This is a genomic window from Enterobacter adelaidei, assembly GCF_041937165.1.
In the GTDB taxonomy this organism is placed as follows: domain Bacteria; phylum Pseudomonadota; class Gammaproteobacteria; order Enterobacterales; family Enterobacteriaceae; genus Enterobacter; species Enterobacter adelaidei.
Map to the genome: position 1 here is coordinate 3,279,427 of NZ_CP154353.1, position 21,807 is coordinate 3,301,233.

The window sequence follows — 21,807 nt, forward strand, 5'->3', positions numbered from 1 at the left end:
AATGAAGGCGGTGTGCGGCCGTATGGTTGCGCCCCGCGCAGCCGACCACCTCGGTCTTACGTTAGCCCAATTCTATTACCTCGCTCAGAAGTATTCGTTATCTACCGCCCACACCCAGCATCGATGGAGCCCTCAGGAAGTAGAAACTCTGTCTCGACTCTACCGAGAAGGCTATCAGCAAAAGGATATAGCAGAAATGATGGGGCTAGGTTTAATGGCGGTAAGGTCGAGAGTGTCGAGACTTCTGAAGCAAGACATGAACATGAGGAAAGCAGCATGATCGGATTAACTTATGACCCATTCATTCAACCCCAAGAGCTTATCGCCGGCCACCGCTTCAAACCCATCAACGATATCCCACGCGAAGAAATGCTGAAGCGTCAATCATTCCCAAGCGTGAACGAGAACAAATTCCTGACAGCGTGGTTAAAGCAGAGGACGAAGAAATGAGCGTGAAACTAACCTATGAAGAGCTTGAGCGTTACGGTCGTCAGGCGGATATCACCATCGAGAATATTGAGCAGAAGCTTGCAGAGTCTCAGCGCGAGTTCCGCGCTGCTGATGCGACTATCGAGAATCTGCAGATGCAGGTTGAGAAGATGGCTGCGGAGAATGCGGGGCTGAAGGAGTGGAGTCCTAATCCGCATAGCGCCTCGATGTTTGAGGCTATCGAGAAAGCCGAAGAGCTTATGGATGACGGAATGCCAGAACTAGCGATGATCGAGGCCTTTGAAATTCTCAAGATGAAGCGAACCCCGGAGACAGACGCTTTCCTGGCTGAAGTGCGGGCGCAGGAGTCTAAGCGAGTATACGAAAGCATACTGGACAACCCAGCCGTAACTGATATGGGGTCGCTTGTTGATTGGCTTGAACAAAATGCCAATGATTCCATAGCATTCGCCGCCCAACTTCGCAAAGGAGTGCAGTCGTGAGCAATGAAGCTATGAAAATGGCATTGGCAAAGCAGTTGGTGATTGCCCTGCAAAACCTCGGCGCTCCTGTTGAATTGCTCTGCATCGTTGGGAGTTACGGAGATACGCAGACTGACTCTGACGTGCTGGAAATGCTTGAGCAGCATAACGAACGCGGAACCTGCATGGATGTGATTATCGAGCCGGAATTCACCTGGAAACCAAATTCTGGAGCCGCCCAATGAGCAACATCGACAAACGCGCACTGAGAAAAAAGCTTAATCGCCGCCTGAATGATGCTTTTGGTTTTCAAAGGACATCTGGAGGAAAGCACACCATGATCAGCTTAAGCATTGATGAGTGTAAATCCGTTCTCGTGGCGCTGGATGAGCTGGAAGCCAAAGGCCAGATGATTGCTGAACTGGAGGCGAAACTCGAAACCGCAGATAAATTGCAAGACAGCTCGTTTCGTCATGGTCTTCAGCATGGTTTTAGTTACGGTCAGACAGATGATCAAGCAGGATTTGAGCAAGCCATCCAAGCGTATGGGCAGCAGTGGAAAGGAGAGTGAGCGTGAAAAATTATCTCAGTAATTTAGCGAGCATGCTTCAGGGCATTGCAGGTGTCATTTCTGACGGCGAGAAGGTGCAGAGAGAGTGCCCTGCGCACTTAAAGTCAGCGTTGCTTGAAGCTTCTCACGCGCTGGATGGTCAATCAGTCAGGGTTAATTATCCGCCGAATGGAAAGCCTGAAATTGTTAATGCGCGCGGACACCATCGACCGCTTACCTTGCGGGAACGAGTGGCAATCCGCTTACTTGGTGGCAGGACGGAGATTCGCCCATGAGCACTATTACCAAACAGGCCGTGCAAGCAGTTGCCGATTTGAAAGCTGGATACACCATCGGTCACGCTGATGTGGCAATCCTGAATGAGCTGGCGCGTATCGCGCTGGCATCGCTCGAAGCGGAGCCGGTTGCTTACTCTCTGATATTCAGAAACATGGACGGCGTGCTGAATGATTATGTGAATGCAAATACCACATTTTCAACGATAGAAAAGGCACAGGCATACGGGAGGGGAGGTAACTATGTCAGACAGAATGACGGCTCCCTGCAATGGGTTTCTGACCCATCGCTAGACCCGGTTGTTGTTCCGCTTTACTCCGCCCCGCCCGCGCAGCTGAAAACAAAGGAGTAACAAATGTCTGATGTTGTATCTCTTGAGGAGCTAAAGCGTCTTTTCTTTTATGACCCTGAAACTGGAAATTTTTATCGACTAAAAAGCATTCGGAATCTAAGGAAGGGAGATATCGCAGGGAGCCTAAACAAGTCGGGATACATCGAAATTTATATTAACAGCAAGAGATATAGGGCTCACAGACTGGCTGTTTTCTATATGACTGGTGGGTGGCCTAAAGCGGTTGATCATAAAAATAGGATAAGGAATGACAATCGCTGGTGCAACATTCGCCCATGCACACTTGCTGAAAACAACCAGAATCCTGGAATGAGCAAAAGGAATAAGTCCGGTGTGATAGGTGTTCATTGGCATGGGCGGCAAAGGAAATGGATAGCGGCAATACAAGTTGATGGGAAAAAATTGCATCTTGGAAGCTTCTCAACAAGAGAGGAAGCAATGTTGATTGCCAATACCGCCAGCAGAGTAAGGGATGCTTTGCTAGAAAGTGTCCTTTACAGGAAATACGCAGCATAACAAACCCGCACCCAGCGGGTTTTTCTTTATCCGGAGTCACCATGCGCGACAATCCAGTTATCTGGCTCATAGTCGGAATTATGGCTCTGAGCGCTATCTCTTCACTCATTCACATGTCAGAGGGTCAACTATGGCTAAATTTTCTTTGGGCGCGTTAGTGCAGCTTAAGTCTGGAGGCATCAGAGGGGTGGTTGAGAGCCAGATTGAGCCGGATAGCGACCATACGAAAGCGTGGGTGCGTTGGGATGACGGCAACTACTCGGTGCATCACGAACACGAACTTCGCGCGGCTACTGTTGATGAGCCTCGCGTGTATAAGAAATTAGCGTAAGGAGATGAAGAATGCCTAGTTTGACATTCAGCCCAAAGTACATTGGATTCCAAGAATACCAGCCAGACCCGGAAGACCTGTGCTCGTTATGTGGTGGTAATTTTGGCAAGGCAGCCATGATTGAAGGAAAAGACAAGATTCACATCTGCATGGAGTGCGTTGACCTTCTTGGGGTGATTAAGAAGGAGCGAGACGATAAAAGGCGCGATGAGGCCGTGACAGCGCTTCACGATGAATACTTTTCTCATGCACCTATAGATAAGGTGAGAGATGTCCTCTATGAGCTTTACGACGCCATCGCAGCCGGAAAGATTCCACACATCCGCATCGACTAGACCGCCGCAATGGCGGTTTTATTGGAGATAGATAATGTCAGGTAATGAAGAAATCAAAATCGAAGGTGGTTGCGTTTACGAGACTCAGAATATTGATGGTGACAATTCAAAGTTTATCGTTACAGCAGTTGGCCTTTCCCGCGTCCTGTTTGCTGACTTTCCGATGATTAAATTCAACGGAAGTTATCTTGAGTATTGCGTATCAAGGGAAGAATTCCAAAAGCGATTCAAGCCATCGGAGTAACCATGGAATCACACAGCCTCACACTCGATGAGGCCTGTGCACTCAATCCCCTTCCCTGTTCGATTCCCAATCCGGAGATGAAACCTATGCGCGAACTACGCGACGACTCCCTCATTGACATGAAGTTCATGATGGAGGATGCTGGCTTTACTGCGAAATACTTCTACTCGCAAATCAACGCCGGTAACCTACCAAAACCTATCAAGTATGGCCGCTCATCCCGATGGATGTATGCCGACTATCAAAACTGGAAACTCAGCTTTCTTCCTGACCTGAAAAAAGCATCATGACCACGCTTTGTGGGCATAATTGCGGGCATAATATTTCCCACCTCTGCATTTCCTCATAATTCCCCTGCACTTAGACGCTTTATGTGATGTCTGCAGGGGACACCAAGATCCTGTCTATCGAAGTGTATCAAAGTCTACTTTTATCAATATTTTCAATAAATTTACACTCAATCATGGTCTATCAAGGTCGACTGAGGGATACGGACATCCAGCTTGTTTTGTTGGTATAACTGTTGGTATTGTAAGTTCGATAACACAGATACCATCATCAGGATGGTCAAAATGGCAGTCCAGTTAACTCTAATGACGTTCACCCGTTCAAGTGAACTTAGATTCGCTCGTTGGTCCGAGACAAATTTCAAAAATTCGTTATGGACAATCCCTGCAGAAAGACAAGAATTGGAGGGAGTTAAGTATTCAGGTAGGGGCTCAAAAATGAAAACCCCTCATCTTGTGCCGCTAAGTAAGCAGGCTGTTGTATTATTTAAAAGGCTCCAGGCTATAAGTGGAGAAAAGGATCTTATGTTCATTGGTTTTAGTCGCGATGACAAACCAATCAGCGAAAACACTGTTAACAAGGCTCTTCGCACCATGGGTTACGACACGAAGGCTGAAGTTTGTGGTCACGGTTTTCGAACTATGGCTTATAGTGCATTAATTGAATCAGGGTTATGGTCAAGAGAAGCCGTAGAACGTCAAATGAGCCACCAAGAGCGTAACTCGGTTCGGGCAGCATATATCCACAAAGCGGAACATCTCGAAGAAAGAAAGCTCATGTTACAATGGTGGGCTGACTACCTTGATGCCAACAGAAAAGAACACATTACACCATTTGAATTCGCCCAGAAAAGAAAATATCTATAAAGGACCATGGATGGCCTTAAATGATAATTTAATGGATATTAACATATATCCGATTATACCAGAACCTATTGCCCCCTGAAGGGTGAGGTTTTGCGCGGAGCTTGGAAAAATAACTGATTAGTAAAAATCATCACTTTATTTAAAAATGGATAAACAGTGAAATGATTTTTGATGAGATTTCAAAGTTAGGACATTACGAGTTTTATGAAAAATATTTAATCCAACTAAAACCCAGGCAATTCTTGAGTTTCATATTTATGTTGGTTATTGATATTAATCGCTCTAGATTAAAAAATACAAATGAAGGGGTAAAACTAGTTGGGCATATGGCGGAAGATGATTCTTTGAAAATTAGATTTACAACTAATGGCGAACTTATCCTGGTGTCCCCCAGTTTCGGAAGCATTAATTGTGTACAAAAAAGGATTGACTATCTTACGGCAATTCACAATGTGAATAACGAGATAAATATAACCACCGAGATCATGATATTTACAAACCCAACAAAAACGAATAAAAAAGATTATAAAGGCATAACCATTTCAATTCACTAACATCATCATATGACGCAACCACCGATACAATAACATGAAAGAAAATTCGTTTCTTATATAGAACACACACTTCCTTTAAGACAACCTTGGAAATAAATGCAATAAGGTATAATTATTTATACGATCTTACCCCCGAATCTATTCTATTAGAAGAGTCAGGGCACCCATCAAGCAATAGATATCCCTGACAAAAAATACTTTAATTCTTCAGCCCTACGCTAATTACCTTAACAATCCTCAACTATCAAATAAACCGCATTCAATGGCCCATGAACGCCCACCACTTTGATAAGCTCAATATCCGCCGTTGAACTTGGCCCGGCGATAAGATTAATACAGGAAGGGAGAGCTTCACCTAACTGCACCCGTTGATGCAGAACCTCAGCCAGCTGTGTGACGCCAGGCAGTAAGCGGCTTTTATAGAGAATAAATAACGTGGTTGGCGGAAGCAGGCTGATGGCCCGTCCTTGCAAAGGAGAAGAAAACAGGACTACGCCGCCGGTTTCACAAAGGCCGTATTCGGCAAAGACCACGCCGATATTGGCGGCGGCGACGTTGCGCAGGTTTTCTTCACTCTCTGGCGAGGCCCAGCACGTTGTCGGGTAAGCGTTCTGCAAATGCGCCGTAATGCCCGCGTTTGCCAGCCTGGCATCGCCGCTCATCATTACCGGGCCACCGCCGTAATGTTTACAGAGCCGTTCGGCAACCAGGGGAAGAGTGACCAGCGGAGCCAGTTCACAGTGAGCCTGCATCACCTGCGTCGCATATTCCATGAAACTGTCGCAAGGCTGCTGCTGAATCTGCCCGGCATAGCGGCTTTTCAGCGGCACGGAGTGCGTCACAGACAGTGGTTGAGGGATTTGACGCGGCTCGCGACCGAGACGTTGGGCAAGCTTTTGCATGAAGGCATCGCGATTTTCCATTATGCTTCCTCCCCGTTTTTACGCTGCTTTTGATGCGTTTTAAACCAGCTACGGAAACTTTCGCCATCCGCTTCAGGCAGATCGCGGGCTTCCGTCCATTTGCGGATAGCCGCGATACTAAAAGGCATCTTCCCGTTGTGAATCATCAGTTGTGCCGCGCGTGCGCCCGCGACCATACCGACCTTCCACAGCGAGTGATGGCGGTTAGCGTAATTGAACAGATGTACGGTATGTCTCTCCATCGCTGGCGTCATTCCGCTTTCTGCCAGCGTGCGGCGGTGCTGAAGGATCAGTGAGGACAAGGGAATACGGACCGGGCAGACGTCATCGCAGGCAGTGCATAACGAACATGCGTAAGGCAGGTTTTTGAAATCGTCATAACCGCCGAGCAACGGCGAAAGCACCGCGCCAACAGGGCCAGGATAAATCGAACCGTAGCCGTGTCCGCCAATATGACGATAGGCCGGGCAGGTATTCATGCAGGCACCGCAGCGTATACAGCGCAGGATATCCTGAAAAGGCGAACCCAGCACCTGCGAGCGTCCATTGTCGACAATCACCAGATGGAACTCTTCAGGCCCGTCGCTTTCCGCGCTTTTTTTCGGCCCGGTAAGCCAGGTGTTGTAACCCGTCAGCCGGGCGCCCACCGCGCTGCGGGCCAGCATGGTCAGGATGATGTCCAGTTCAGCGAAAGTGGGAACTACGCGCTCCATACCCATCACGGCAATATGCGTCCGTGGCACGGTGGTACAAAGCCGGGCATTGCCCTCGTTGCTCACCAGGCTGAGCGTCCCGGTTTCCGCTACCGCAAAGTTACATCCGGTGATGCCGATATCGGCGTTGAGGAAATCAGCGCGGATCTTCTGGCGAATAAAGCGCGTCATCGCTTCCGGGGTTTCGGGGCCCTCGTAGCCCAGTTTCTCTCGCAAAATGCGCTGAATTTGCTGGCGGTCTTTATGGATGGCAGGAACAACGACATGCGAAGGTGCATCTTTGGCCAGTTGCAGAATATACTCGCCCAGATCGGTTTCCACGACCTCCATACCTGCCCCTTCCAGCGCGGCATTCATCCCGATCTCTTCGGTCACCATCGACTTTGATTTGACGATTTTGCGGGCCTGCTTTTGCTGCGCAATCTGCAAAATATAACGGGTGGCATCTTCGCGGGTGTCGGCAAAAAAGACGTGACCGCCATTCGCGCTGACCTTTTCACTCAATTGATAGAGATAAGCATCCAGATTCTCGAGAACATGGGCGCGAATATCTGCGGCGTGTGAACGCCAGTCAGGCCAGTTTTCAAGTTCATCGATCATTTTCTGGCGATTGGTGCCAATGCGATCCTGCGCGTTGGCAACGGCATGGCGCATCACCGGATCGTCAATTTGCTGCTGAACCCGATCATAAAAAGGGAGGTTACTGGTTTTGAGAAACATGTTGCTTCCTTAACGGCTCATCAGCACGTCAGCAATGTGGAGCACACGAACGTTGTGGCCTTCGCGCTGCAAGCGTCCGCCAATATTGATAAGGCAACTGGCATCCGCGCCGATCACATAATCCGGTTTCGCCTCCATAAGATGCGCAACCTTTTCTTTCACCATCTCACCGGAGATCTCGGCCATTTTGACCGAAAAAGTGCCGCCAAAACCGCAACAGGTTTCCTGGGCGCCAAAGGGGATGATTTCCAGCTCACGCACTTCGCGTAACAGCGCCAGCGGTTCATCGTGTACACCCAGCTTGCGAAACAGACTGCATGAAGGATGGTAAACAGCGCGTCCCGGCAGGCGCGCGCCGACATCCGTCACACCAAGCTGGTTAACGATAAAGGAGGTCAGATCGACCATCCGGCTGGCAATCTTCGCCGCACGCGCTGCCCATTCAGGTTCATCGCTCAGCCAGTCCTGATAGTGGCGAATCGCGTTCATACAGGATCCGGCGGGAGAAATAATGGGATCGTCGTTGATTTCCAGCGCAGCAATCTGCGCTTTCATCCCCGGCCACGCATCGGCAACGTAGCCGCTATTAATGGCCGGTTGACCACAACACCCCTGCTTTTCCGGAAACTGGACATGACAACCCAACTGCTCGAGCAGTAATACACTGTTGCGGGCCATGCGCGATTTAAGCGCATCGCCAATGCAGGTAACAAAGAAATTAACGTTCATATTATTTAGCTTCCAGTGAATATAACGGCAGAGCCTCTTTTTTACGGTGATAGCGTTTTTTCTCGCCTTATAAATATTGTATTTAGCGCGCCACGCGCAGCCCACCGGTGACGCCACGGCTTAATACCAGTTGCCAAAGCTGAATATTTCTGGCGCGGAATGCCCCCGCACAGGCAGTGAGATAGTAGTTGAACATCCGGTGAAATTTCGTTGAGTAATTGCCTGATAATTCCGGCCAGGCCTGATTAAAGCGGCGATGCCATGCCATCAGGGTTTTATCGTAATCAGCGCCAAAATTATGTAAATCCTCAATGACAAAATAAGGCTCGCTGGCCTCAGTGATTTGTTTTACCGAAGGCAGACAACCGTTAGGAAATATATATTTGTTAATCCAGGCATCAACGTTATGTTGCGTTTTATTTGATCCAATGGAGTGCAGCAAAAAAAGGCCTTCCGGTTTCAGGCAGCGATCCACAACCTGAAAATAGGTGGCGTAGTTTTTCGGGCCTACATGTTCAAACATGCCGACCGAGACAATACGATCATATTGTTTGTCCAGATCGCGATAATCCTGCAGCAGGATACGAATATCCAGCCCGGCGCTACGGTTTTCGACATAGGCTTTTTGTTCTGCCGAAATCGTAATACCTTCAACGCTCACACCATAATGACGTGCCGCATATTCAGCCAGACCGCCCCAGCCGCAGCCAATATCCAGCAGCGTCATGCCGGGCTTTAGCTGCAGTTTTTCACAGATCAGCGCCAGTTTATTCTCCTGTGCCGTATACAGTTCATCGGCATCTTTCCAGTAGCCGCAGGAATATTGCATATGGGGATCGAGCATGCGGCTAAACAGATCATTGCCCAGATCGTAGTGTGCTTCACCAACTTGCCAAGCACGTCTGCGCGACTGCGGATTCGTGAGCCGCGCGTACGCGATTCGAAGAAGATCGGCAAAACTGGCAGGGCGCTGTTCGTCCAGCCGGGCGCGGAGCAGTTTGTCAAAAAAAGCGTCGAGCTGTTTGCAATCCCACCAACCCTCCATGTAACTTTCGCCCAGGCCGAGAGACCCCTGCTGTAACACACGTTTGAAAAAGCGCGTGTCGTGCACCCGGATATCCCAGGGTTCAGGTCCATTAATCACAATGCCTGCCTGCGATAGCAGTTCCTGCACGATCCGCTGCCAGTGGTCTGGTTTGTCGATAGCATCGACAGTACATTCGTTAGCCATCATCTTTCCTTCAACGTAGCTTGCTGCCAGTCGCAAATATCCCCGTCATTCCAGTCATTACGTGCGAAAAGGCTTATCGCTCAGGCAGATGGCTGGTAAATTATTCATGACGGGCGAAACAGTTTTATGACCCCGTCATTATTCAGTAAACCCGCCCTGCCTGCGCTGTGCTCTCAAGACAAACTTCATCGAATAGAGGTCAGGTTGTTATGTGCTCCAAGCTAGTGTTACCACCGCCTCAGCCCATTTGCGGCCAGCCCGCGCCGGTACTGTTGACATTGCCTCGCCCGGTTTACTTTCGCAGCTACCCTTTGACTGGTGATACGGGAGTGGACAGACATGAGCACCCGTTCGCCGAATTTCTCTATGCGCGGAAAGGAAATATGCGTGTGGAAATTGAAGGTAAGACGCTGGTGGTTCCTGTTCTTTATGGCGTCTGGATACCGGCCCATGTGCCGCACCGTATTCTTGCCGGTAGCGACGTATTGCTGGAAAGCCTTTATGTGGAAGCCGGTTTCGCAACCATTGCCTTCAGCGGCAGCAAAGTGGTGGTGGTCAGCGATTTCGTGCGTGAGTTTATCCACTACGCGACGCAGAATGTACCGGAGCAGTATGATTGTGAAGGCGAAGATGCGCAGCTTGTGCAGGTACTGATTTCATTACTTCGGCAGTTGCCGGATGCCGGTCTGTCGATATCATGGCCAGAATCGCCGTTGCTGATAAAGGTATGCAGCCAGATCCAAAAAACGCCGGGTGAAGCGCACAGCATTGAGCAATGGGCCTCCTATAGCGGGATGTCGGTGCGCACGTTTTCGCGCCGTTTCAAAAAGGAGACCGGGGTGGCGTTCAGCGAATGGAAAAAACGCGTGCGCTTGCTGGAATCCGTGGTGATGTTAAAAAACAACCGTAGCGTAACGCAGGTCGCGCTGGAGCTTGGCTATTCAAGCCCGGCCTCATTTACCTTTGCTTTCCGTGCCATGTTCGGCGTACCACCTACACGGTATTAATGTGGCATTGAGGCGATTGTACAGTCCTACCAGATCACAGCCACACTTTTTTCTCAAAAAAATCTCATTTTTTAAATTTAATTTAATTTAATTTAATTTAATTTAATTTAATTTAATTTAATTCAATTTAATAAAAAATCACACATCTCAGCTTTAGTATAGGGCTAACTTTCGAAAATCAACATATGGTCGTCAATGCGAGATCGTCGCAGCATTACCGCAATTCACCCCTGAATGTCGGTAATATCTACAGCTTAGACTATAATATGAATATTAAAAATAGTTCTTCGTGTTTAATCCAATGCAATTGTTAGTGATAATTTTTATATATAATAATAATTTTTTACATTATATTACGTATATGGTGATCATTATTTTTAGGGCTATAATTTTTTCTAAAAAACTAATAAAATATTCGTCTTCCAATGAAAAGAGGAGATTACTAGAAAAATATAAAATATAGCCAAAGCCCAACGGGGAGCAGGTCAGGACAAATAAATGACGACTAGAGTTTTGTATCAAAAATCGTTTTTCAGATATAAAGATTAACTAAAGATAAATTTATGAGACGTAACGATAAACCGGTACACGACGGGTCGTGCCCGTCAGATTTTCAAATACCCATGCTTCATCCGTTGCGATCCTCATTCCCGCTTTTCTCAGACGCGACACCTCGGCTGCAATTCGTTGGATGCCAAACCAAAAAAGCGCATCAAGCGCAGTAACGTCCAGCCCACTCAGCAACGCCCGCTTCAGACGTTCAGCTGGCAGCTTAATTTCTTTGGCAATTTGCAAAAAGGGTTCGGCCGTGTGTGTGGTCGGGCTAATCCGCCGTATGCGGGTAGACAGACGGTATTGATAATTATCAGGGACGTCATTGAGATCCGTTTTAACACTCCAGACACAACCGAAGCGTTTACCGTTAAAAATGACATTTTTCTGGCTGAGTTCCAGCTCGTTACGTATCCCGGCTATAAGCTGGGGTGTACGCACTAGCAGCAGACGAAAAGGGAGCTCGAAACTGGTCACGTAATCGACATTGAGCAAGGCAATACGTAAACGCTCTTCGGCACCGGCTTTGCTCTCCCTGCATTCGCTCAAAACATCATCCCACTGCTTTGTCAGTCGGGAAGGTTCATTCGCTTCTGTAAACCTGTACTTTTCAATCTGGTAATCGATTTGTTCAGTCACCCGATTCTTCCTGTCAGTCACGTTTTAGCCGATAAAACAGACTTTATCAGCATCCATAATTATGCTCCAGAAATGAAGTGATACATCTTTAATCTGTCGATAAAAACTACAAAATCAACCACCTTTCTCATTGCCGCTTTTTTAATCAAAAACGAGTAATAGCACATATCGTATAACGGTGCTACATTACGCCGCCCACCCAAATCAGCAGTGGCCAGGTAACGCCGTAAAGTTCGGTAAAGCCTGCAACCATCACCTTGAAGAACGGTCTTATCGGCACGTCGTATCGCACACTCTGCGCTACCTTTACAGGCTTCACATAGGTTTTACTATTTTGTCTCAATCCCAATTTCAACGTGCGTTTTTACACCCGCGTTACTGGTTTACATGGTTTGGTCTTGGCGTTCTTTGGCTGATGGTTCAGCTTCCCTACCCCGTACTGCGTTTGCTGGGGTCTAAACTGGGGAGTGCATCCCGCTATTTCCTGAAACGACGTGAATCCATCGCGCGTAAAAATATCGAGCTTTGCTTCCCACAGTACAATGCCGAAGAGCGCGAGAAACTCATCGCTGAAAACTTCAAATCTATCGGCATGGCACTGCTTGAAACCGGCATGGCCTGGTTCTGGCCGGATGAACGCGTCCGTAAGTGGTTTGATGTGGAAGGTCTGGATAACCTTAAACGTGCCCAGATGCAAAATCGTGGGGTAATGGTTGTCGGGGTGCACTTTATGTCGCTGGAGTTGGGTGGTCGTGTGATGGGGCTTTGCCAGCCAATGATGGCAACCTATCGTCCTCACAACAGCCCGCTGATGGAATGGGTACAGACGCGGGGTCGTATGCGTTCCAATAAGGCGATGATCAGCCGTAATAACCTGCGCGGTATGGTCGGTGCCCTGAAGAAAGGTGAAGCCGTCTGGTTTGCACCCGATCAGGATTACGGTCGTAAGGGCAGCAGCTTTGCCCCCTTCTTTGCGGTTAAAGACGTTGCAACGACCAACGGTACATTTGTCATTTCGCGTCTGTCTGGTGCAGCCATGTTGACCGTGACGATGGTAAGGAAAGCAGATAAATCAGGCTATCGTCTGCATATCTCCCCTGAAATGGCTAACTATCCGGAAAACGAATGCGAAGCGGCAGCGTTCATCAATAAAATTATCGAAACCGAAATCATGCGTGCACCAGAGCAGTACCTCTGGATGCATCGCCGTTTCAAAACGCGTCCCCTTGGCGAAGCCTCGCTCTATATTTAAGCCCTTCATGAAGGTTAGTTTCACCAGGAAACTAACCTTTTCAATCACCTGTAATCACTCTGGACAATTGTTTTTCTGCGCGTCGCTAAAAGTGAATTTATTGCACTCTGAAATCAAACTGTCGCCGTTCCACGACACTCGTAAGTGACGGAAATTATTTAAGAAAATCCCTCTTGCCACCCCTCATTTTTAAGCGTACATTAGCGCCGTCTGGCAACAGGAAAGCACAGAATTCTGAGCTGGAGTTGACGGCGTAACGGGAAAATCTCTTTTCCGTTTTGACCGGATTTCAGCTCTCTATAATCAGGTGGACTCTGTTTTTAATGCGTACCACAAGATACGCGGAGCGATGAAACGTGAAATATTTCTTTATGGGCATTTCGGTGATTGTTTTAGTCTGGGCCGGAACCTTTGCCCTGATGATCTAGTGAAGAACATGCAGTCAAAAAAACAGGAGCCATCGGCTCCTGTTTTTTTATGTCATGATGACGCGGGATTTTCAGCAATACTTTTTGATGAAAGCAGCCCGTCAGCACGGAACATACTCTTAATGCCCCTCACTGCCTGACGAATACGGTCGCTGTTTTCAATCAGGGCGAATCGCACATGGGTGTCGCCATAGTCGCCAAAGCCAATGCCAGGTGACACACACACCTTTGCATCCTGCAGCAGCTTTTTGGCAAACTCCAGGGAACCCATCGCCGCATACGGTTCAGGAATTTTAGCCCAGACGTACATGGACGCTTTCGGCATTTCTACCATCCAGCCCGCTTCATGTAACCCTTTCACCAGCACATCGCGACGACGTTTGTACTGGGCCGCAATCTCATGAACACACTGCTGATCGCCCTCAAGAGCCGCAATAGCCGCGACCTGTAGCGGCGTGAAAGTGCCGTAGTCGTGGTAACTCTTGATTCGCGCCAGTGCACTCACCAGCGTTTTGTTACCCACCATAAAGCCAATTCGCCAGCCTGCCATATTGTAGCTTTTAGACAGGGTAAAGAACTCTACTGCCACATCGCGCGCGCCCGGAACCTGCATAATAGACGGGGCTTTCCAGCCGTCGTAGACGATGTCCGCATAGGCTAAATCATGAACCACCAGTACGTCATAACGCTTAGCCAGGGCTACAACTTTCTCGAAGAAATCAAGCTCCACGCACTGCGCCGTTGGGTTCGACGGGAAACCGAGGATCATCATCTTCGGTTTCGGGTAACTTTCGCGAATCGCACGTTCCAGCTCGTTGAAGAAATCGACACCTTCCACCAACGGCACAGAACGTACCTGCGCCCCGGCAATCACCGCACCATAGATATGGATCGGGTAGCTTGGATTCGGAACCAGGACCGTATCACCGTGATCCAGCGTCGCCAACATCAGGTGTGCCAGGCCCTCTTTCGAGCCAATGGTCACAATGGCTTCACTTTCAGGATCGATATCAACCTGATAGCGATCCTGATACCAGCGCGAGATCGCGCGACGTAACCGTGGAATACCGCGAGACGTTGAGTAGCCGTGCGTATCAGGACGCTGGGCAACCGTGCAGAGTTTCTCAACAATATGCGGTGGAGTTGGGCCGTCAGGGTTCCCCATACTGAAATCAATGATGTCTTCGCCACGACGACGTGCAGCCATCTTCAGTTCAGCGGTGATATTGAAAACATAAGGGGGGAGACGATCGATGCGCGTAAAACGGCGTTCAGGACTGAATTCAGCCATAGATTCCTCAGATTAACGTTAGCGCCCGGACCGTCCGAGCGACGCTGCCACGCATGTGGCGTGCTTAGAAAATAACCTGAAAAAAATCATGCTGTCGAGAGGGAAATGAAAAAAAAGCGATCGCGCTAAAACCGGAACCCTGCTGCGTTAAAAAGCGGAAGCACCGGAGGGTATTTAAGCTTTCTGTTAGCCATTTATTAACACAATGATATCAAAGCAGTTACCTGACGAGGCGTCGATAATAAAAAATCGGGGCACGTGAGCGCACGCCTGACAATCCCCTTTACAAATTATGGTTTTTCCTCATTTGATAAACCTGACGGATAGCTGGTCAACACGCACCAGGTTTTTTATCATGGTTCTTTCCCGTTACCCCAGGTCCACTCGTGCACGAAATATTCACTATGCTGTTGGCGGTTTTTGACCGGGCGGCATTAATGCTGATTTGCCTGTTCTTCCTTATTCGCATTCGCTTGTTTCGCGAGCTTTTGCACAAGTCTGCACACTCCCCCAAAGAGCTACTGGCTGTTACCGCCATCTTTTCGCTGTTTGCGTTGTTCAGCACCTGGTCCGGCGTGCCGGTTGAGGGGTCGCTGGTTAACGTGCGGATTATTGCCGTCATGTCCGGCGGAATTTTGTTTGGTCCGTGGGTGGGTGTCATAACAGGCCTGATTGCCGGCACCCATCGCTATCTGATTGATATCGGTGGCGTGACGGCTGTACCGTGCTTTATTACCAGCATTATTGCCGGGGTGCTTTCCGGGTGGATTAACCGCAAGATCCCGAAAAAACAGCGCTGGCGCGCCGGGATCGTGGCGGGCATGGTGTGCGAAACGCTCACCATGATCCTGGTCGTGGTGTGGGCTCCCACCACCGCTCTGGGGCTGGATATCGTCTCGAAAATCGGTATTCCAATGATCCTGGGCAGCGTCTGTATCGGTTTTATCGTGCTGCTGGTGCAAAGTGTCGAAGGGGAAAAGGAGGCCAGTGCTGCCCGTCAGGCCAAACTGGCGCTCGATATTGCCAACAAGACCCTGCCGCTTTTCCGCCACGTTAACGCGGAATCATTGCGTCAGGTCTGCGAGATTATCCGCCACGATATTCACGCCGATGCGGTCGCCATTACCAACATCGACCACGTGCTAGCCTATGTCGGTGTTGGGGAGCACAACTACCACGACAACGACGACACCATCAGCCCGACCACCAGACAGGCGATTAACTACGGCAAAATCATTATCAAAAACAATGACGAAGCCCACCGGACGCCGGAAATCCACTCCATGCTGGTGATCCCGTTATGGGAAAAAGGCGTCGTGACGGGCACGCTGAAAATTTATTACTGCCACGCGCATCAGATCACCTCCTCACTTCAGGAGATGGCCATCGGCCTGTCGCAGATTATCTCCACTCAGCTGGAAGTGTCCCGGGCGGAGCAGCTGCGTGAAATGGCAAATAAGGCAGAGCTGCGCGCACTGCAGAGCAAAATCAATCCCCATTTCCTGTTTAACGCGCTGAACGCGATTTCCTCGTCCATTCGTCTTAATCCGGACACCGCGCGTCAGCTGATTTTCAATCTGTCTCGCTATTTGCGCTACAACATCGAGCTGAAAGATGACGAGCAGATCGACATCAAAAAAGAGCTATACCAGATTAAAGACTACATCGCGATTGAGCAGGCGCGCTTTGGCGACAAACTCACGGTTATTTACGATATTGACGAAGAGGTTAACTGCGTGATCCCGAGCCTGCTTATCCAGCCGCTGGTCGAAAATGCGATTGTTCACGGTATTCAGCCCTGTAAAGGCAAAGGCGTCGTCACCATCAGCGTCACCGAAAGCGGCAACCGGGTGCGGATTGCCGTGCGCGACACCGGACACGGGATTGATCCTAAAGTGATTGAGCGCGTGGAGTCTAACGAGATGCCCGGGAATAAAATCGGGCTGCTGAACGTACACCATCGGGTCAAGCTGCTCTACGGCGACGGGCTGCATATTCATCGTCTTGAGCCGGGGACCGAAATCGCTTTTTACGTTCCGAATGAACGTTCTTCCGTTCATGCGGCAACATCCCTGTTACCCCAGGTGGAGTGACCAATGAAAGTCATCATCGTAGAAGATGAAATTCTGGCTCAACAGGAGCTAACCTGGCTTATCAACACCCACAGCCAGATGGAGATTGTGGGTACCTTTGACGATGGTCTGGACGTGCTGAAGTTTCTGCAGCACAACCGGGTCGACGCTATTTTTCTGGATATCAATATTCCGTCGCTGGATGGCGTATTGCTGGCACAAAACATCAATCAGTTTGCCCATAAGCCGTTCATTGTTTTCGTCACCGCCTGGAAAGAGCACGCCGTGGAGGCCTTCGAGCTGGAGGCATTTGACTATATTCTTAAGCCTTACCAGGAGTCGCGTATTATCAGCATGCTGCAAAAGCTGGAAGCCGCATGGCAGCAGCAGACTGCTCCCGCTAGCGCCACCCCAACGGTGCGGGAAAACGACACCATTAATCTGGTCAAAGATGAACGTATCATTGTGACGCCAGTCAACGATATTTATTACGCCGAAGCGCATGAAAAGATGACGTTTGTCTATACGCGTCGAGAATCTTATGTGATGGCGATGAACATCACCGAGTTCTGCAGCAAGCTGCCTGCGGCACACTTTTTCCGCTGTCACCGTTCGTTCTGCGTGAATTTAAATAAGATCCGCGAGATCGAACCCTGGTTTAACAACACCTACATTTTGCGTCTGAAGGATCTGGATTTTCAGGTGCCGGTGAGCCGCAGCAAGGTGAAAGAGTTTCGTCAGTTGATGCATCTGTAAAGCACCCCCTCACGCAGGAGAGGGCAATGTCGTCAAAGGATTTGACCGAGAACCTGACGCAGATGGGCTCCCGAGCCAAGAAGACCAGGGTTATCGTGCACGATGAGGTAGACAGGGATGTCCTGCACGTAGCTTCTGAAACGCCCTTTATCTTCAAACCCACCGCGGAAACCAGAGGCTTTAAAGAAATCGAGGAAACGCGGCACGATCCCGCCCGCAATATAAACACCACCGAATGTGCCCAACGTCAGTGCCAGGTTGCCGCCGAAACGACCCATGATCACGCAGAACAGCGACAGTGCACGGCGGCAGTCAATGCAGCTGTCCGCCAGCGCACGTTCGGTCACGTCTTTCGGCTGCAGGTTTTCCGGCAGACGACCGTCCGATTTCACAATCGCACGGTACAGGTTGACCAGCCCGGGGCCGGAAAGGACGCGCTCAGCGGAGACGTGTCCAATCTCTGCGCGCAACTCTTCAAGGATAATGCCCTCTTCTTCGCTGTTTGGCGCAAAGTCAACGTGCCCCCCCTCGCCCGGCAGGCTTACCCAGCGCTGAGCAACGTGCACCAGATGCGATACCCCCAGACCGGTTCCTGCGCCATAGACGGCTATCGGTTTGCCTTCGACTGGCTCCGCACCGCCAAACTGAATCAGATGCTCAGGCTTCAGCATCGGGATCGCCATCGAAACCGCAGTGAAATCATTGATGATTTCAAGATGCGCAAAACGAAGATTTTTTTTCATCTCCGCGATGGAAAATGCCCAGGTATGGTTGGTCATCGCAACCCAGTCACCCGTTATCGGGCAGGCAATGGCAATGCAGCCATCTTCGACGCTCACCTGATGCTCTTCCAGATAGACGCGGACAACGGCCTCAAGGCTTGGGTAATCCAGCCCTGAGTAGGTTTTCGCTTGAGAAATCTCCCCCGTGTTTACATCGCAGAGAGCAAGACGTGCGTTAGTCCCACCCACATCACCTACTAAAGCATACTTTGTCATTCTTCTACTGCTCCGCTAAAGTCAGAATAAATCTTTGGGACACTGTAAATTCAAGGCTGGATAACAACAACGACCTGAAGGCAGCTACCCCAGGATTGTCGATCTTCGTCACAGAATAACTTTACCGTTTCAGCACCTTTTGCATTATTGCCATAAAGCTGATTGTGCAAAGTAACGTAATACCGTTTTGTACAAGGAAATCATCATGCTCCACCCGCGAGCCAGAACCATGCTCCTGCTGGCAATTCCGGCGTTAATTATTGGCGTTGCCTCAAGTCTGGTACTCATTGTCGTGATGAAAGTCGCGTCGGTGCTGCAAACGATGTTATGGGCAGCGCTTCCTGCAAAGCTGGGGGTCAACGTTGATTCTCCTGCATGGGTTATTTTGATGCTGACGTTAACCGGTATTGCGGTGGGGCTGGTGATCCGTTTCAGTCCCGGACATGCCGGGCCCGACCCGGCTCAGGAACCCTTGATCGGTGCTCCGGTTCCCCCTTCGGCGCTGCCGGGGTTGATCATCGCGTTGATTCTGGGTCTGGCGGGCGGTGTCAGTCTTGGGCCGGAACATCCGATCATGGCGGTTAACATCGGACTGGCAGTTTTCCTCGGTGCACGCATTTTGCCCCGTATTGGCGCACTGGACTGGACTATCCTTGCCTCCGCAGGCACCATCGGAGCGCTTTTTGGCACGCCCGTTGCCGCCGCACTGATCTTTTCGCAGACGCTCAGCAGCAACAACGATGTCCCGCTGTGGGATAAACTCTTTGCGCCGCTGATGGCCGCTGCTGCCGGCGCATTGACGACCAGCCTGTTTTTCCATCCCCATTTTTCACTCACCCTTCCCCACTATGGCCAGATGCAGATAGCCGATATCTTCAGCGGTGCCATCGTCGCCGCCATCGCCATTGCGCTGGGAATGGTGGCGGTATGGTGTCTTCCGCGTCTTCACCGGCTGATGCATAAGCTTAAGCACCCGGTATTCATTCTGGGAGTGGGTGGTTTCATCCTTGGTATTTTAGGGGCCATCGGCGGGGCGGTGACGTTGTTCAAAGGTCTGGATGAGATGCAGCAACTGGCCTTCAGTCAGGTGTTTAGCGTTTCAGATTATCTGCTGTTTGCGGTGATCAAACTGGCGGCGCTGGTAGTGGCTTCAGCCTGTGGTTTTCGCGGTGGGCGTATTTTCCCGGCGGTGTTTGTGGGTGTGGCGCTGGGGCTGATGCTGCACGGGCATGTGGATGCCGTCCCGGCGGCCATTACCGTATCCTGTTCGATTCTGGGGCTGGTTCTGGTGGTCACGCGCGACGCGTGGTTAAGTTTGTTTATGGCGGCAGTCGTCGTGCCGGATTCGACGCTTTTCCCCCTGCTCTGCATCGTGATGTTGCCCGCCTGGCTCCTGCTGGCGGGCAAACCCATGATGATGGCATGGCGTAACGATAAGTAATCAGGCGCTATTACGCGCTTCCAGCGCTTTAGTAATGGCCCCCAGCAGCGGCGGGATGTCTGCTTTCGGCAGCATCACCTCAATCAGCGAGAGCCGCTCGTGGTGGGCCACTTTTTCAAGCACGTCCACCAGCTGTTCCGCTTCACTGACCCGCCAGCACTGAGCCTGAGGATCAAGGCTCAGTGCCTGTGGAATTTGCGTCCAGTTCCACAACGCAATGTCGTTGTACCGCTGTTCCGGCCCGTGGATTGCTCGTTCAACCGTATATCCTTCATTGTTAAGCACAAGGATGATGGGGTGCTGTTTATCACGCAACATCGATCCAAGCTCCTGAATAGTCAGCTGAGCCGCACCATCCCCTGTCAGAACAATCACGCGCCGGTTCGGACATGCCGTTTGCGCACCGAATGCTGCCGCCAGCGTATAACCAATCGACCCCCATAGCGGCTGGACGATAAAATTCACGTCTGCCGGTAGACGAAGGTCAATCGCGCCGAAGGCCGAGGTGCCCTGATCCGCAAGAATGATATCTCCCGGGCGAATGAACGTCTGCAACGTTCTCCAGAAATTGTCCTGGGTAAGTGAGCCATCTGGCTGCGGGAAGGCCATTGCACCATGAGAAGACGGTACAGGCTTATCGTGCACGTGCTGTTTGCACAGCTCCACCAGCGTCTCAATCGCCTGAAGCATCGGAATACCGGTAAACCAGATATCGCCGACGCGAGCGGCATGAGGCTGGACTTCTATCGTTTGCGCCGGGGTTAACTGATGGGTGAACCCCGCCGTCAGGGTATCGGTAAAACGCGTGCCGATGCACAATACCGTGTCCGCCCCTTCAATCGCCTCTTTTACCGCGCCGGCGCTGGCTGAACCACTGTACGTGCCGTAAAAACCAGTGTGACGTTCATCGAATATGCCTTTGCCCATCAGCATGGTGGCATGCGCCATCGGTACGTCCTTCACCCATTTTTGTAATGCATGTTTAAGGCCATGACGCAGGACCAGGAAATCCGCCAGGAGTGCAGTACGCTTGCTTCTGGCCAGCTTACTCTCTGCAGCATCGCGAAACGCCTTCAGGCACGCACTATCTGCATGAGCATGCTTTAGGGTGAGAGCGTTTACAGGGGGTGTAGCCGCTTTTTTTGCCACATCGGCAGGCAACATCAGGTAGCCGGGACGGCGTTCACGGAGCATCGTGGTCAGCACCCGGTCTATCTCATAACAGGCATTTTGTTCGGTCAGGATCGCCTGTGCGACAGTGATCGGTTCGCTCATATGGTAAAAATGACGAAACTCGCCATCACCCAATGTATGATGCAGCAACTCCCCTCTTTGCTGCGACGCCGTACCCGGCGCCCCCACAATATGTAGTACCGGCACGTGCTCAGCATAGCTGCCAGCGATACCGTTCATGGCACTTAATTCTCCAACGCCGAATGTCGTCAGCAGCGCGGCAAAACCCTTACATCGGGCGTATCCGTCAGCGGCATAAGATGCATTTAACTCGTTGGCACAGCCCACCCAACAGATATCCGGGCTGTCTATCACATGGTCGAGAAACTGCAGGTTATAGTCGCCCGGCACGCCAAACAGATGATCGGCTCCACAATCTGTAAGACGGTCCAGCAGGTAATCGGCGACGCAGTATGGGGTACGCATGACAGGTATCCTTCTTATGTTGACCTCACTTTGAGTATTAAAGAAGCGTGATGGCTGTCCAGAATTGGCAGCAAGAAGAGCATGGAAAGAATGCTTTACAAAAATGGCTGCGTTATTCTCCTTTTCTTCACGGTAGTGTAAACGCATACACG

27 protein-coding genes and 1 pseudogene are annotated in these 21,807 nt (G+C 50.3%); 20 read left to right on the top strand and 8 right to left on the bottom strand.

Annotated elements, in window-relative coordinates:
- The first annotated feature begins 22 nt into the window (after window positions 1–22).
- The 14 genes and pseudogenes from AAHF05_RS15955 to AAHF05_RS16020 all read left to right on the top strand — a co-directional run bounded on the left by AAHF05_RS15955 (window position 23) and on the right by AAHF05_RS16020 (window position 5,244).
- Window positions 23–280, top strand: coding sequence for a sigma factor-like helix-turn-helix DNA-binding protein (locus AAHF05_RS15955; protein ID WP_374936474.1), 258 nt, complete (start codon window positions 23–25; stop codon window positions 278–280).
- Window positions 277–450 (top strand): DUF2737 family protein, encoded by a 174-nt coding sequence (locus tag AAHF05_RS15960; RefSeq protein ID WP_374936384.1) that lies wholly within the window; start codon window positions 277–279, stop codon window positions 448–450. The genes AAHF05_RS15955 and AAHF05_RS15960 overlap by 4 nt, the downstream gene beginning before the upstream one ends.
- Entirely contained in the window at window positions 447–932 is a 486-nt protein-coding gene (locus tag AAHF05_RS15965) for a hypothetical protein (RefSeq protein WP_374936385.1), read from the top strand. The genes AAHF05_RS15960 and AAHF05_RS15965 overlap by 4 nt, the downstream gene beginning before the upstream one ends.
- Window positions 929–1,156, top strand: a complete 228-nt coding sequence (locus AAHF05_RS15970) for a hypothetical protein (RefSeq protein ID WP_071684211.1) — start codon at window positions 929–931, stop codon at window positions 1,154–1,156. The genes AAHF05_RS15965 and AAHF05_RS15970 overlap by 4 nt, the downstream gene beginning before the upstream one ends.
- A complete protein-coding gene (locus AAHF05_RS15975; protein WP_049004996.1) occupies window positions 1,153–1,482 on the top strand; it encodes an ead/Ea22-like family protein in 330 nt (109 codons plus the stop codon). Before AAHF05_RS15970 ends, AAHF05_RS15975 begins: the two co-directional genes overlap by 4 nt.
- A gap of 2 nt (window positions 1,483–1,484) precedes the next feature.
- Entirely contained in the window at window positions 1,485–1,757 is a 273-nt protein-coding gene (locus AAHF05_RS15980; protein WP_049004995.1) for a hypothetical protein, read from the top strand.
- A complete protein-coding gene (locus AAHF05_RS15985; protein ID WP_129324764.1) occupies window positions 1,754–2,110 on the top strand; it encodes a hypothetical protein in 357 nt (118 codons plus the stop codon). Before AAHF05_RS15980 ends, AAHF05_RS15985 begins: the two co-directional genes overlap by 4 nt.
- Before the next feature lie 3 nt (window positions 2,111–2,113).
- The gene (locus tag AAHF05_RS15990) at window positions 2,114–2,626 is read left to right on the top strand and encodes an HNH endonuclease (protein ID WP_129324765.1); all 513 of its coding nucleotides are present in this window, start codon (window positions 2,114–2,116) and stop codon (window positions 2,624–2,626) included.
- Window positions 2,627–2,756: 130 nt separating this feature from the next.
- Complete coding sequence (locus AAHF05_RS15995) at window positions 2,757–2,957, top strand: hypothetical protein (RefSeq protein ID WP_129324766.1); 201 nt, start codon at window positions 2,757–2,759, stop codon at window positions 2,955–2,957.
- 11 nt (window positions 2,958–2,968) lie between these two features.
- A complete protein-coding gene (locus AAHF05_RS16000; RefSeq protein WP_129324767.1) occupies window positions 2,969–3,292 on the top strand; it encodes a hypothetical protein in 324 nt (107 codons plus the stop codon).
- Window positions 3,293–3,326: 34 nt separating this feature from the next.
- Complete coding sequence (locus AAHF05_RS16005) at window positions 3,327–3,536, top strand: hypothetical protein (RefSeq protein ID WP_129324768.1); 210 nt, start codon at window positions 3,327–3,329, stop codon at window positions 3,534–3,536.
- 2 nt (window positions 3,537–3,538) lie between these two features.
- Window positions 3,539–3,826, top strand: a complete 288-nt coding sequence (locus AAHF05_RS16010) for an AlpA family transcriptional regulator (RefSeq protein ID WP_241697891.1) — start codon at window positions 3,539–3,541, stop codon at window positions 3,824–3,826.
- A 273-nt stretch (window positions 3,827–4,099) separates the two neighbouring features.
- A pseudogene (locus tag AAHF05_RS16015) lies at window positions 4,100–4,690 on the top strand (tyrosine-type recombinase/integrase); the annotation flags it as partial.
- 161 nt (window positions 4,691–4,851) lie between these two features.
- On the top strand, window positions 4,852–5,244 hold the full coding sequence (locus tag AAHF05_RS16020) for a hypothetical protein (protein WP_129324769.1): 393 nt from the start codon (window positions 4,852–4,854) through the stop codon (window positions 5,242–5,244).
- A gap of 227 nt (window positions 5,245–5,471) precedes the next feature.
- Here the strand turns inward: AAHF05_RS16020 and AAHF05_RS16025 are convergent, their stop codons facing one another.
- The 4 genes from AAHF05_RS16025 to cfa all read right to left on the bottom strand — a co-directional run bounded on the left by AAHF05_RS16025 (window position 5,472) and on the right by cfa (window position 9,560).
- Entirely contained in the window at window positions 5,472–6,167 is a 696-nt protein-coding gene (locus tag AAHF05_RS16025; protein WP_049007129.1) for a lactate utilization protein C, read from the bottom strand.
- On the bottom strand, window positions 6,167–7,600 hold the full coding sequence (locus AAHF05_RS16030) for a LutB/LldF family L-lactate oxidation iron-sulfur protein (RefSeq protein ID WP_049007127.1): 1,434 nt from the start codon (window positions 7,598–7,600) through the stop codon (window positions 6,167–6,169). The genes AAHF05_RS16025 and AAHF05_RS16030 overlap by 1 nt, the downstream gene beginning before the upstream one ends.
- A gap of 9 nt (window positions 7,601–7,609) precedes the next feature.
- A complete protein-coding gene (locus tag AAHF05_RS16035) occupies window positions 7,610–8,329 on the bottom strand; it encodes a (Fe-S)-binding protein (protein WP_129324770.1) in 720 nt (239 codons plus the stop codon).
- An 82-nt stretch (window positions 8,330–8,411) separates the two neighbouring features.
- Window positions 8,412–9,560 carry a cyclopropane fatty acyl phospholipid synthase gene (gene cfa / locus AAHF05_RS16040; RefSeq protein ID WP_129324782.1) on the bottom strand — a complete coding sequence of 383 codons (1,149 nt, stop codon included), beginning with the start codon at window positions 9,558–9,560 and terminating at the stop codon, window positions 8,412–8,414.
- A 383-nt stretch (window positions 9,561–9,943) separates the two neighbouring features.
- Here cfa and AAHF05_RS16045 point away from each other — a divergent pair, with 383 nt between their 5' ends.
- The gene (locus AAHF05_RS16045; protein ID WP_241697892.1) at window positions 9,944–10,567 is read left to right on the top strand and encodes an AraC family transcriptional regulator; all 624 of its coding nucleotides are present in this window, start codon (window positions 9,944–9,946) and stop codon (window positions 10,565–10,567) included.
- A gap of 561 nt (window positions 10,568–11,128) precedes the next feature.
- On the opposite strand, the gene AAHF05_RS16050 is transcribed toward AAHF05_RS16045, so the two are convergent.
- Entirely contained in the window at window positions 11,129–11,758 is a 630-nt protein-coding gene (locus AAHF05_RS16050; protein WP_129324052.1) for a helix-turn-helix domain-containing protein, read from the bottom strand.
- Between the two features lie 331 nt (window positions 11,759–12,089).
- Here AAHF05_RS16050 and lpxP point away from each other — a divergent pair, with 331 nt between their 5' ends.
- A complete protein-coding gene (gene lpxP, locus AAHF05_RS16055; RefSeq protein WP_028016191.1) occupies window positions 12,090–13,010 on the top strand; it encodes a kdo(2)-lipid IV(A) palmitoleoyltransferase in 921 nt (306 codons plus the stop codon).
- A 356-nt stretch (window positions 13,011–13,366) separates the two neighbouring features.
- Entirely contained in the window at window positions 13,367–13,438 is a 72-nt protein-coding gene (gene ypdK, locus AAHF05_RS16060) for a membrane protein YpdK (protein ID WP_099458937.1), read from the top strand.
- Between the two features lie 52 nt (window positions 13,439–13,490).
- Here the strand turns inward: ypdK and alaC are convergent, their stop codons facing one another.
- Window positions 13,491–14,729, bottom strand: coding sequence for an alanine transaminase (alaC, locus tag AAHF05_RS16065; RefSeq protein ID WP_049007114.1), 1,239 nt, complete (start codon window positions 14,727–14,729; stop codon window positions 13,491–13,493).
- Between the two features lie 386 nt (window positions 14,730–15,115).
- Here alaC and AAHF05_RS16070 point away from each other — a divergent pair, with 386 nt between their 5' ends.
- Complete coding sequence (locus AAHF05_RS16070) at window positions 15,116–16,822, top strand: sensor histidine kinase (protein WP_129324051.1); 1,707 nt, start codon at window positions 15,116–15,118, stop codon at window positions 16,820–16,822.
- A gap of 3 nt (window positions 16,823–16,825) precedes the next feature.
- Window positions 16,826–17,557 (top strand): LytTR family DNA-binding domain-containing protein, encoded by a 732-nt coding sequence (locus tag AAHF05_RS16075; RefSeq protein WP_129324050.1) that lies wholly within the window; start codon window positions 16,826–16,828, stop codon window positions 17,555–17,557.
- Between the two features lie 32 nt (window positions 17,558–17,589).
- Here the strand turns inward: AAHF05_RS16075 and glk are convergent, their stop codons facing one another.
- Complete coding sequence (gene glk / locus AAHF05_RS16080) at window positions 17,590–18,555, bottom strand: glucokinase (protein WP_028016187.1); 966 nt, start codon at window positions 18,553–18,555, stop codon at window positions 17,590–17,592.
- A gap of 205 nt (window positions 18,556–18,760) precedes the next feature.
- On the opposite strand from glk, the gene AAHF05_RS16085 reads away from it, so the two are divergent.
- On the top strand, window positions 18,761–19,996 hold the full coding sequence (locus AAHF05_RS16085) for an ion channel protein (RefSeq protein WP_129324049.1): 1,236 nt from the start codon (window positions 18,761–18,763) through the stop codon (window positions 19,994–19,996).
- Here the strand turns inward: AAHF05_RS16085 and ipdC are convergent, their stop codons facing one another.
- Window positions 19,997–21,655, bottom strand: coding sequence for an indolepyruvate decarboxylase (gene ipdC, locus AAHF05_RS16090; RefSeq protein ID WP_129324048.1), 1,659 nt, complete (start codon window positions 21,653–21,655; stop codon window positions 19,997–19,999).
- Window positions 21,656–21,807 lie beyond the last annotated feature (152 nt).

Coding starts and splice junctions, on each gene's coding strand:
- AAHF05_RS15955 (WP_374936474.1), top strand. CDS start 23: ATGGTTGCGCCCCGCGCAGCCGACCACCTCGGTCTTACGTTAGCCCAA.
- AAHF05_RS15960 (WP_374936384.1), top strand. CDS start 277: ATGATCGGATTAACTTATGACCCATTCATTCAACCCCAAGAGCTTATC.
- AAHF05_RS15965 (WP_374936385.1), top strand. CDS start 447: ATGAGCGTGAAACTAACCTATGAAGAGCTTGAGCGTTACGGTCGTCAG.
- AAHF05_RS15975 (WP_049004996.1), top strand. CDS start 1,153: ATGAGCAACATCGACAAACGCGCACTGAGAAAAAAGCTTAATCGCCGC.
- AAHF05_RS15985 (WP_129324764.1), top strand. CDS start 1,754: ATGAGCACTATTACCAAACAGGCCGTGCAAGCAGTTGCCGATTTGAAA.
- AAHF05_RS15990 (WP_129324765.1), top strand. CDS start 2,114: ATGTCTGATGTTGTATCTCTTGAGGAGCTAAAGCGTCTTTTCTTTTAT.
- AAHF05_RS15995 (WP_129324766.1), top strand. CDS start 2,757: ATGGCTAAATTTTCTTTGGGCGCGTTAGTGCAGCTTAAGTCTGGAGGC.
- AAHF05_RS16000 (WP_129324767.1), top strand. CDS start 2,969: ATGCCTAGTTTGACATTCAGCCCAAAGTACATTGGATTCCAAGAATAC.
- AAHF05_RS16005 (WP_129324768.1), top strand. CDS start 3,327: ATGTCAGGTAATGAAGAAATCAAAATCGAAGGTGGTTGCGTTTACGAG.
- AAHF05_RS16010 (WP_241697891.1), top strand. CDS start 3,539: ATGGAATCACACAGCCTCACACTCGATGAGGCCTGTGCACTCAATCCC.
- AAHF05_RS16020 (WP_129324769.1), top strand. CDS start 4,852: ATGATTTTTGATGAGATTTCAAAGTTAGGACATTACGAGTTTTATGAA.
- AAHF05_RS16025 (WP_049007129.1), bottom strand. CDS start 6,167: ATGGAAAATCGCGATGCCTTCATGCAAAAGCTTGCCCAACGTCTCGGT.
- AAHF05_RS16030 (WP_049007127.1), bottom strand. CDS start 7,600: ATGTTTCTCAAAACCAGTAACCTCCCTTTTTATGATCGGGTTCAGCAG.
- AAHF05_RS16035 (WP_129324770.1), bottom strand. CDS start 8,329: ATGAACGTTAATTTCTTTGTTACCTGCATTGGCGATGCGCTTAAATCG.
- cfa (WP_129324782.1), bottom strand. CDS start 9,560: ATGGCTAACGAATGTACTGTCGATGCTATCGACAAACCAGACCACTGG.
- AAHF05_RS16045 (WP_241697892.1), top strand. CDS start 9,944: ATGCGTGTGGAAATTGAAGGTAAGACGCTGGTGGTTCCTGTTCTTTAT.
- alaC (WP_049007114.1), bottom strand. CDS start 14,729: ATGGCTGAATTCAGTCCTGAACGCCGTTTTACGCGCATCGATCGTCTC.
- AAHF05_RS16075 (WP_129324050.1), top strand. CDS start 16,826: ATGAAAGTCATCATCGTAGAAGATGAAATTCTGGCTCAACAGGAGCTA.
- glk (WP_028016187.1), bottom strand. CDS start 18,555: ATGACAAAGTATGCTTTAGTAGGTGATGTGGGTGGGACTAACGCACGT.
- AAHF05_RS16085 (WP_129324049.1), top strand. CDS start 18,761: ATGCTCCACCCGCGAGCCAGAACCATGCTCCTGCTGGCAATTCCGGCG.
- ipdC (WP_129324048.1), bottom strand. CDS start 21,655: ATGCGTACCCCATACTGCGTCGCCGATTACCTGCTGGACCGTCTTACA.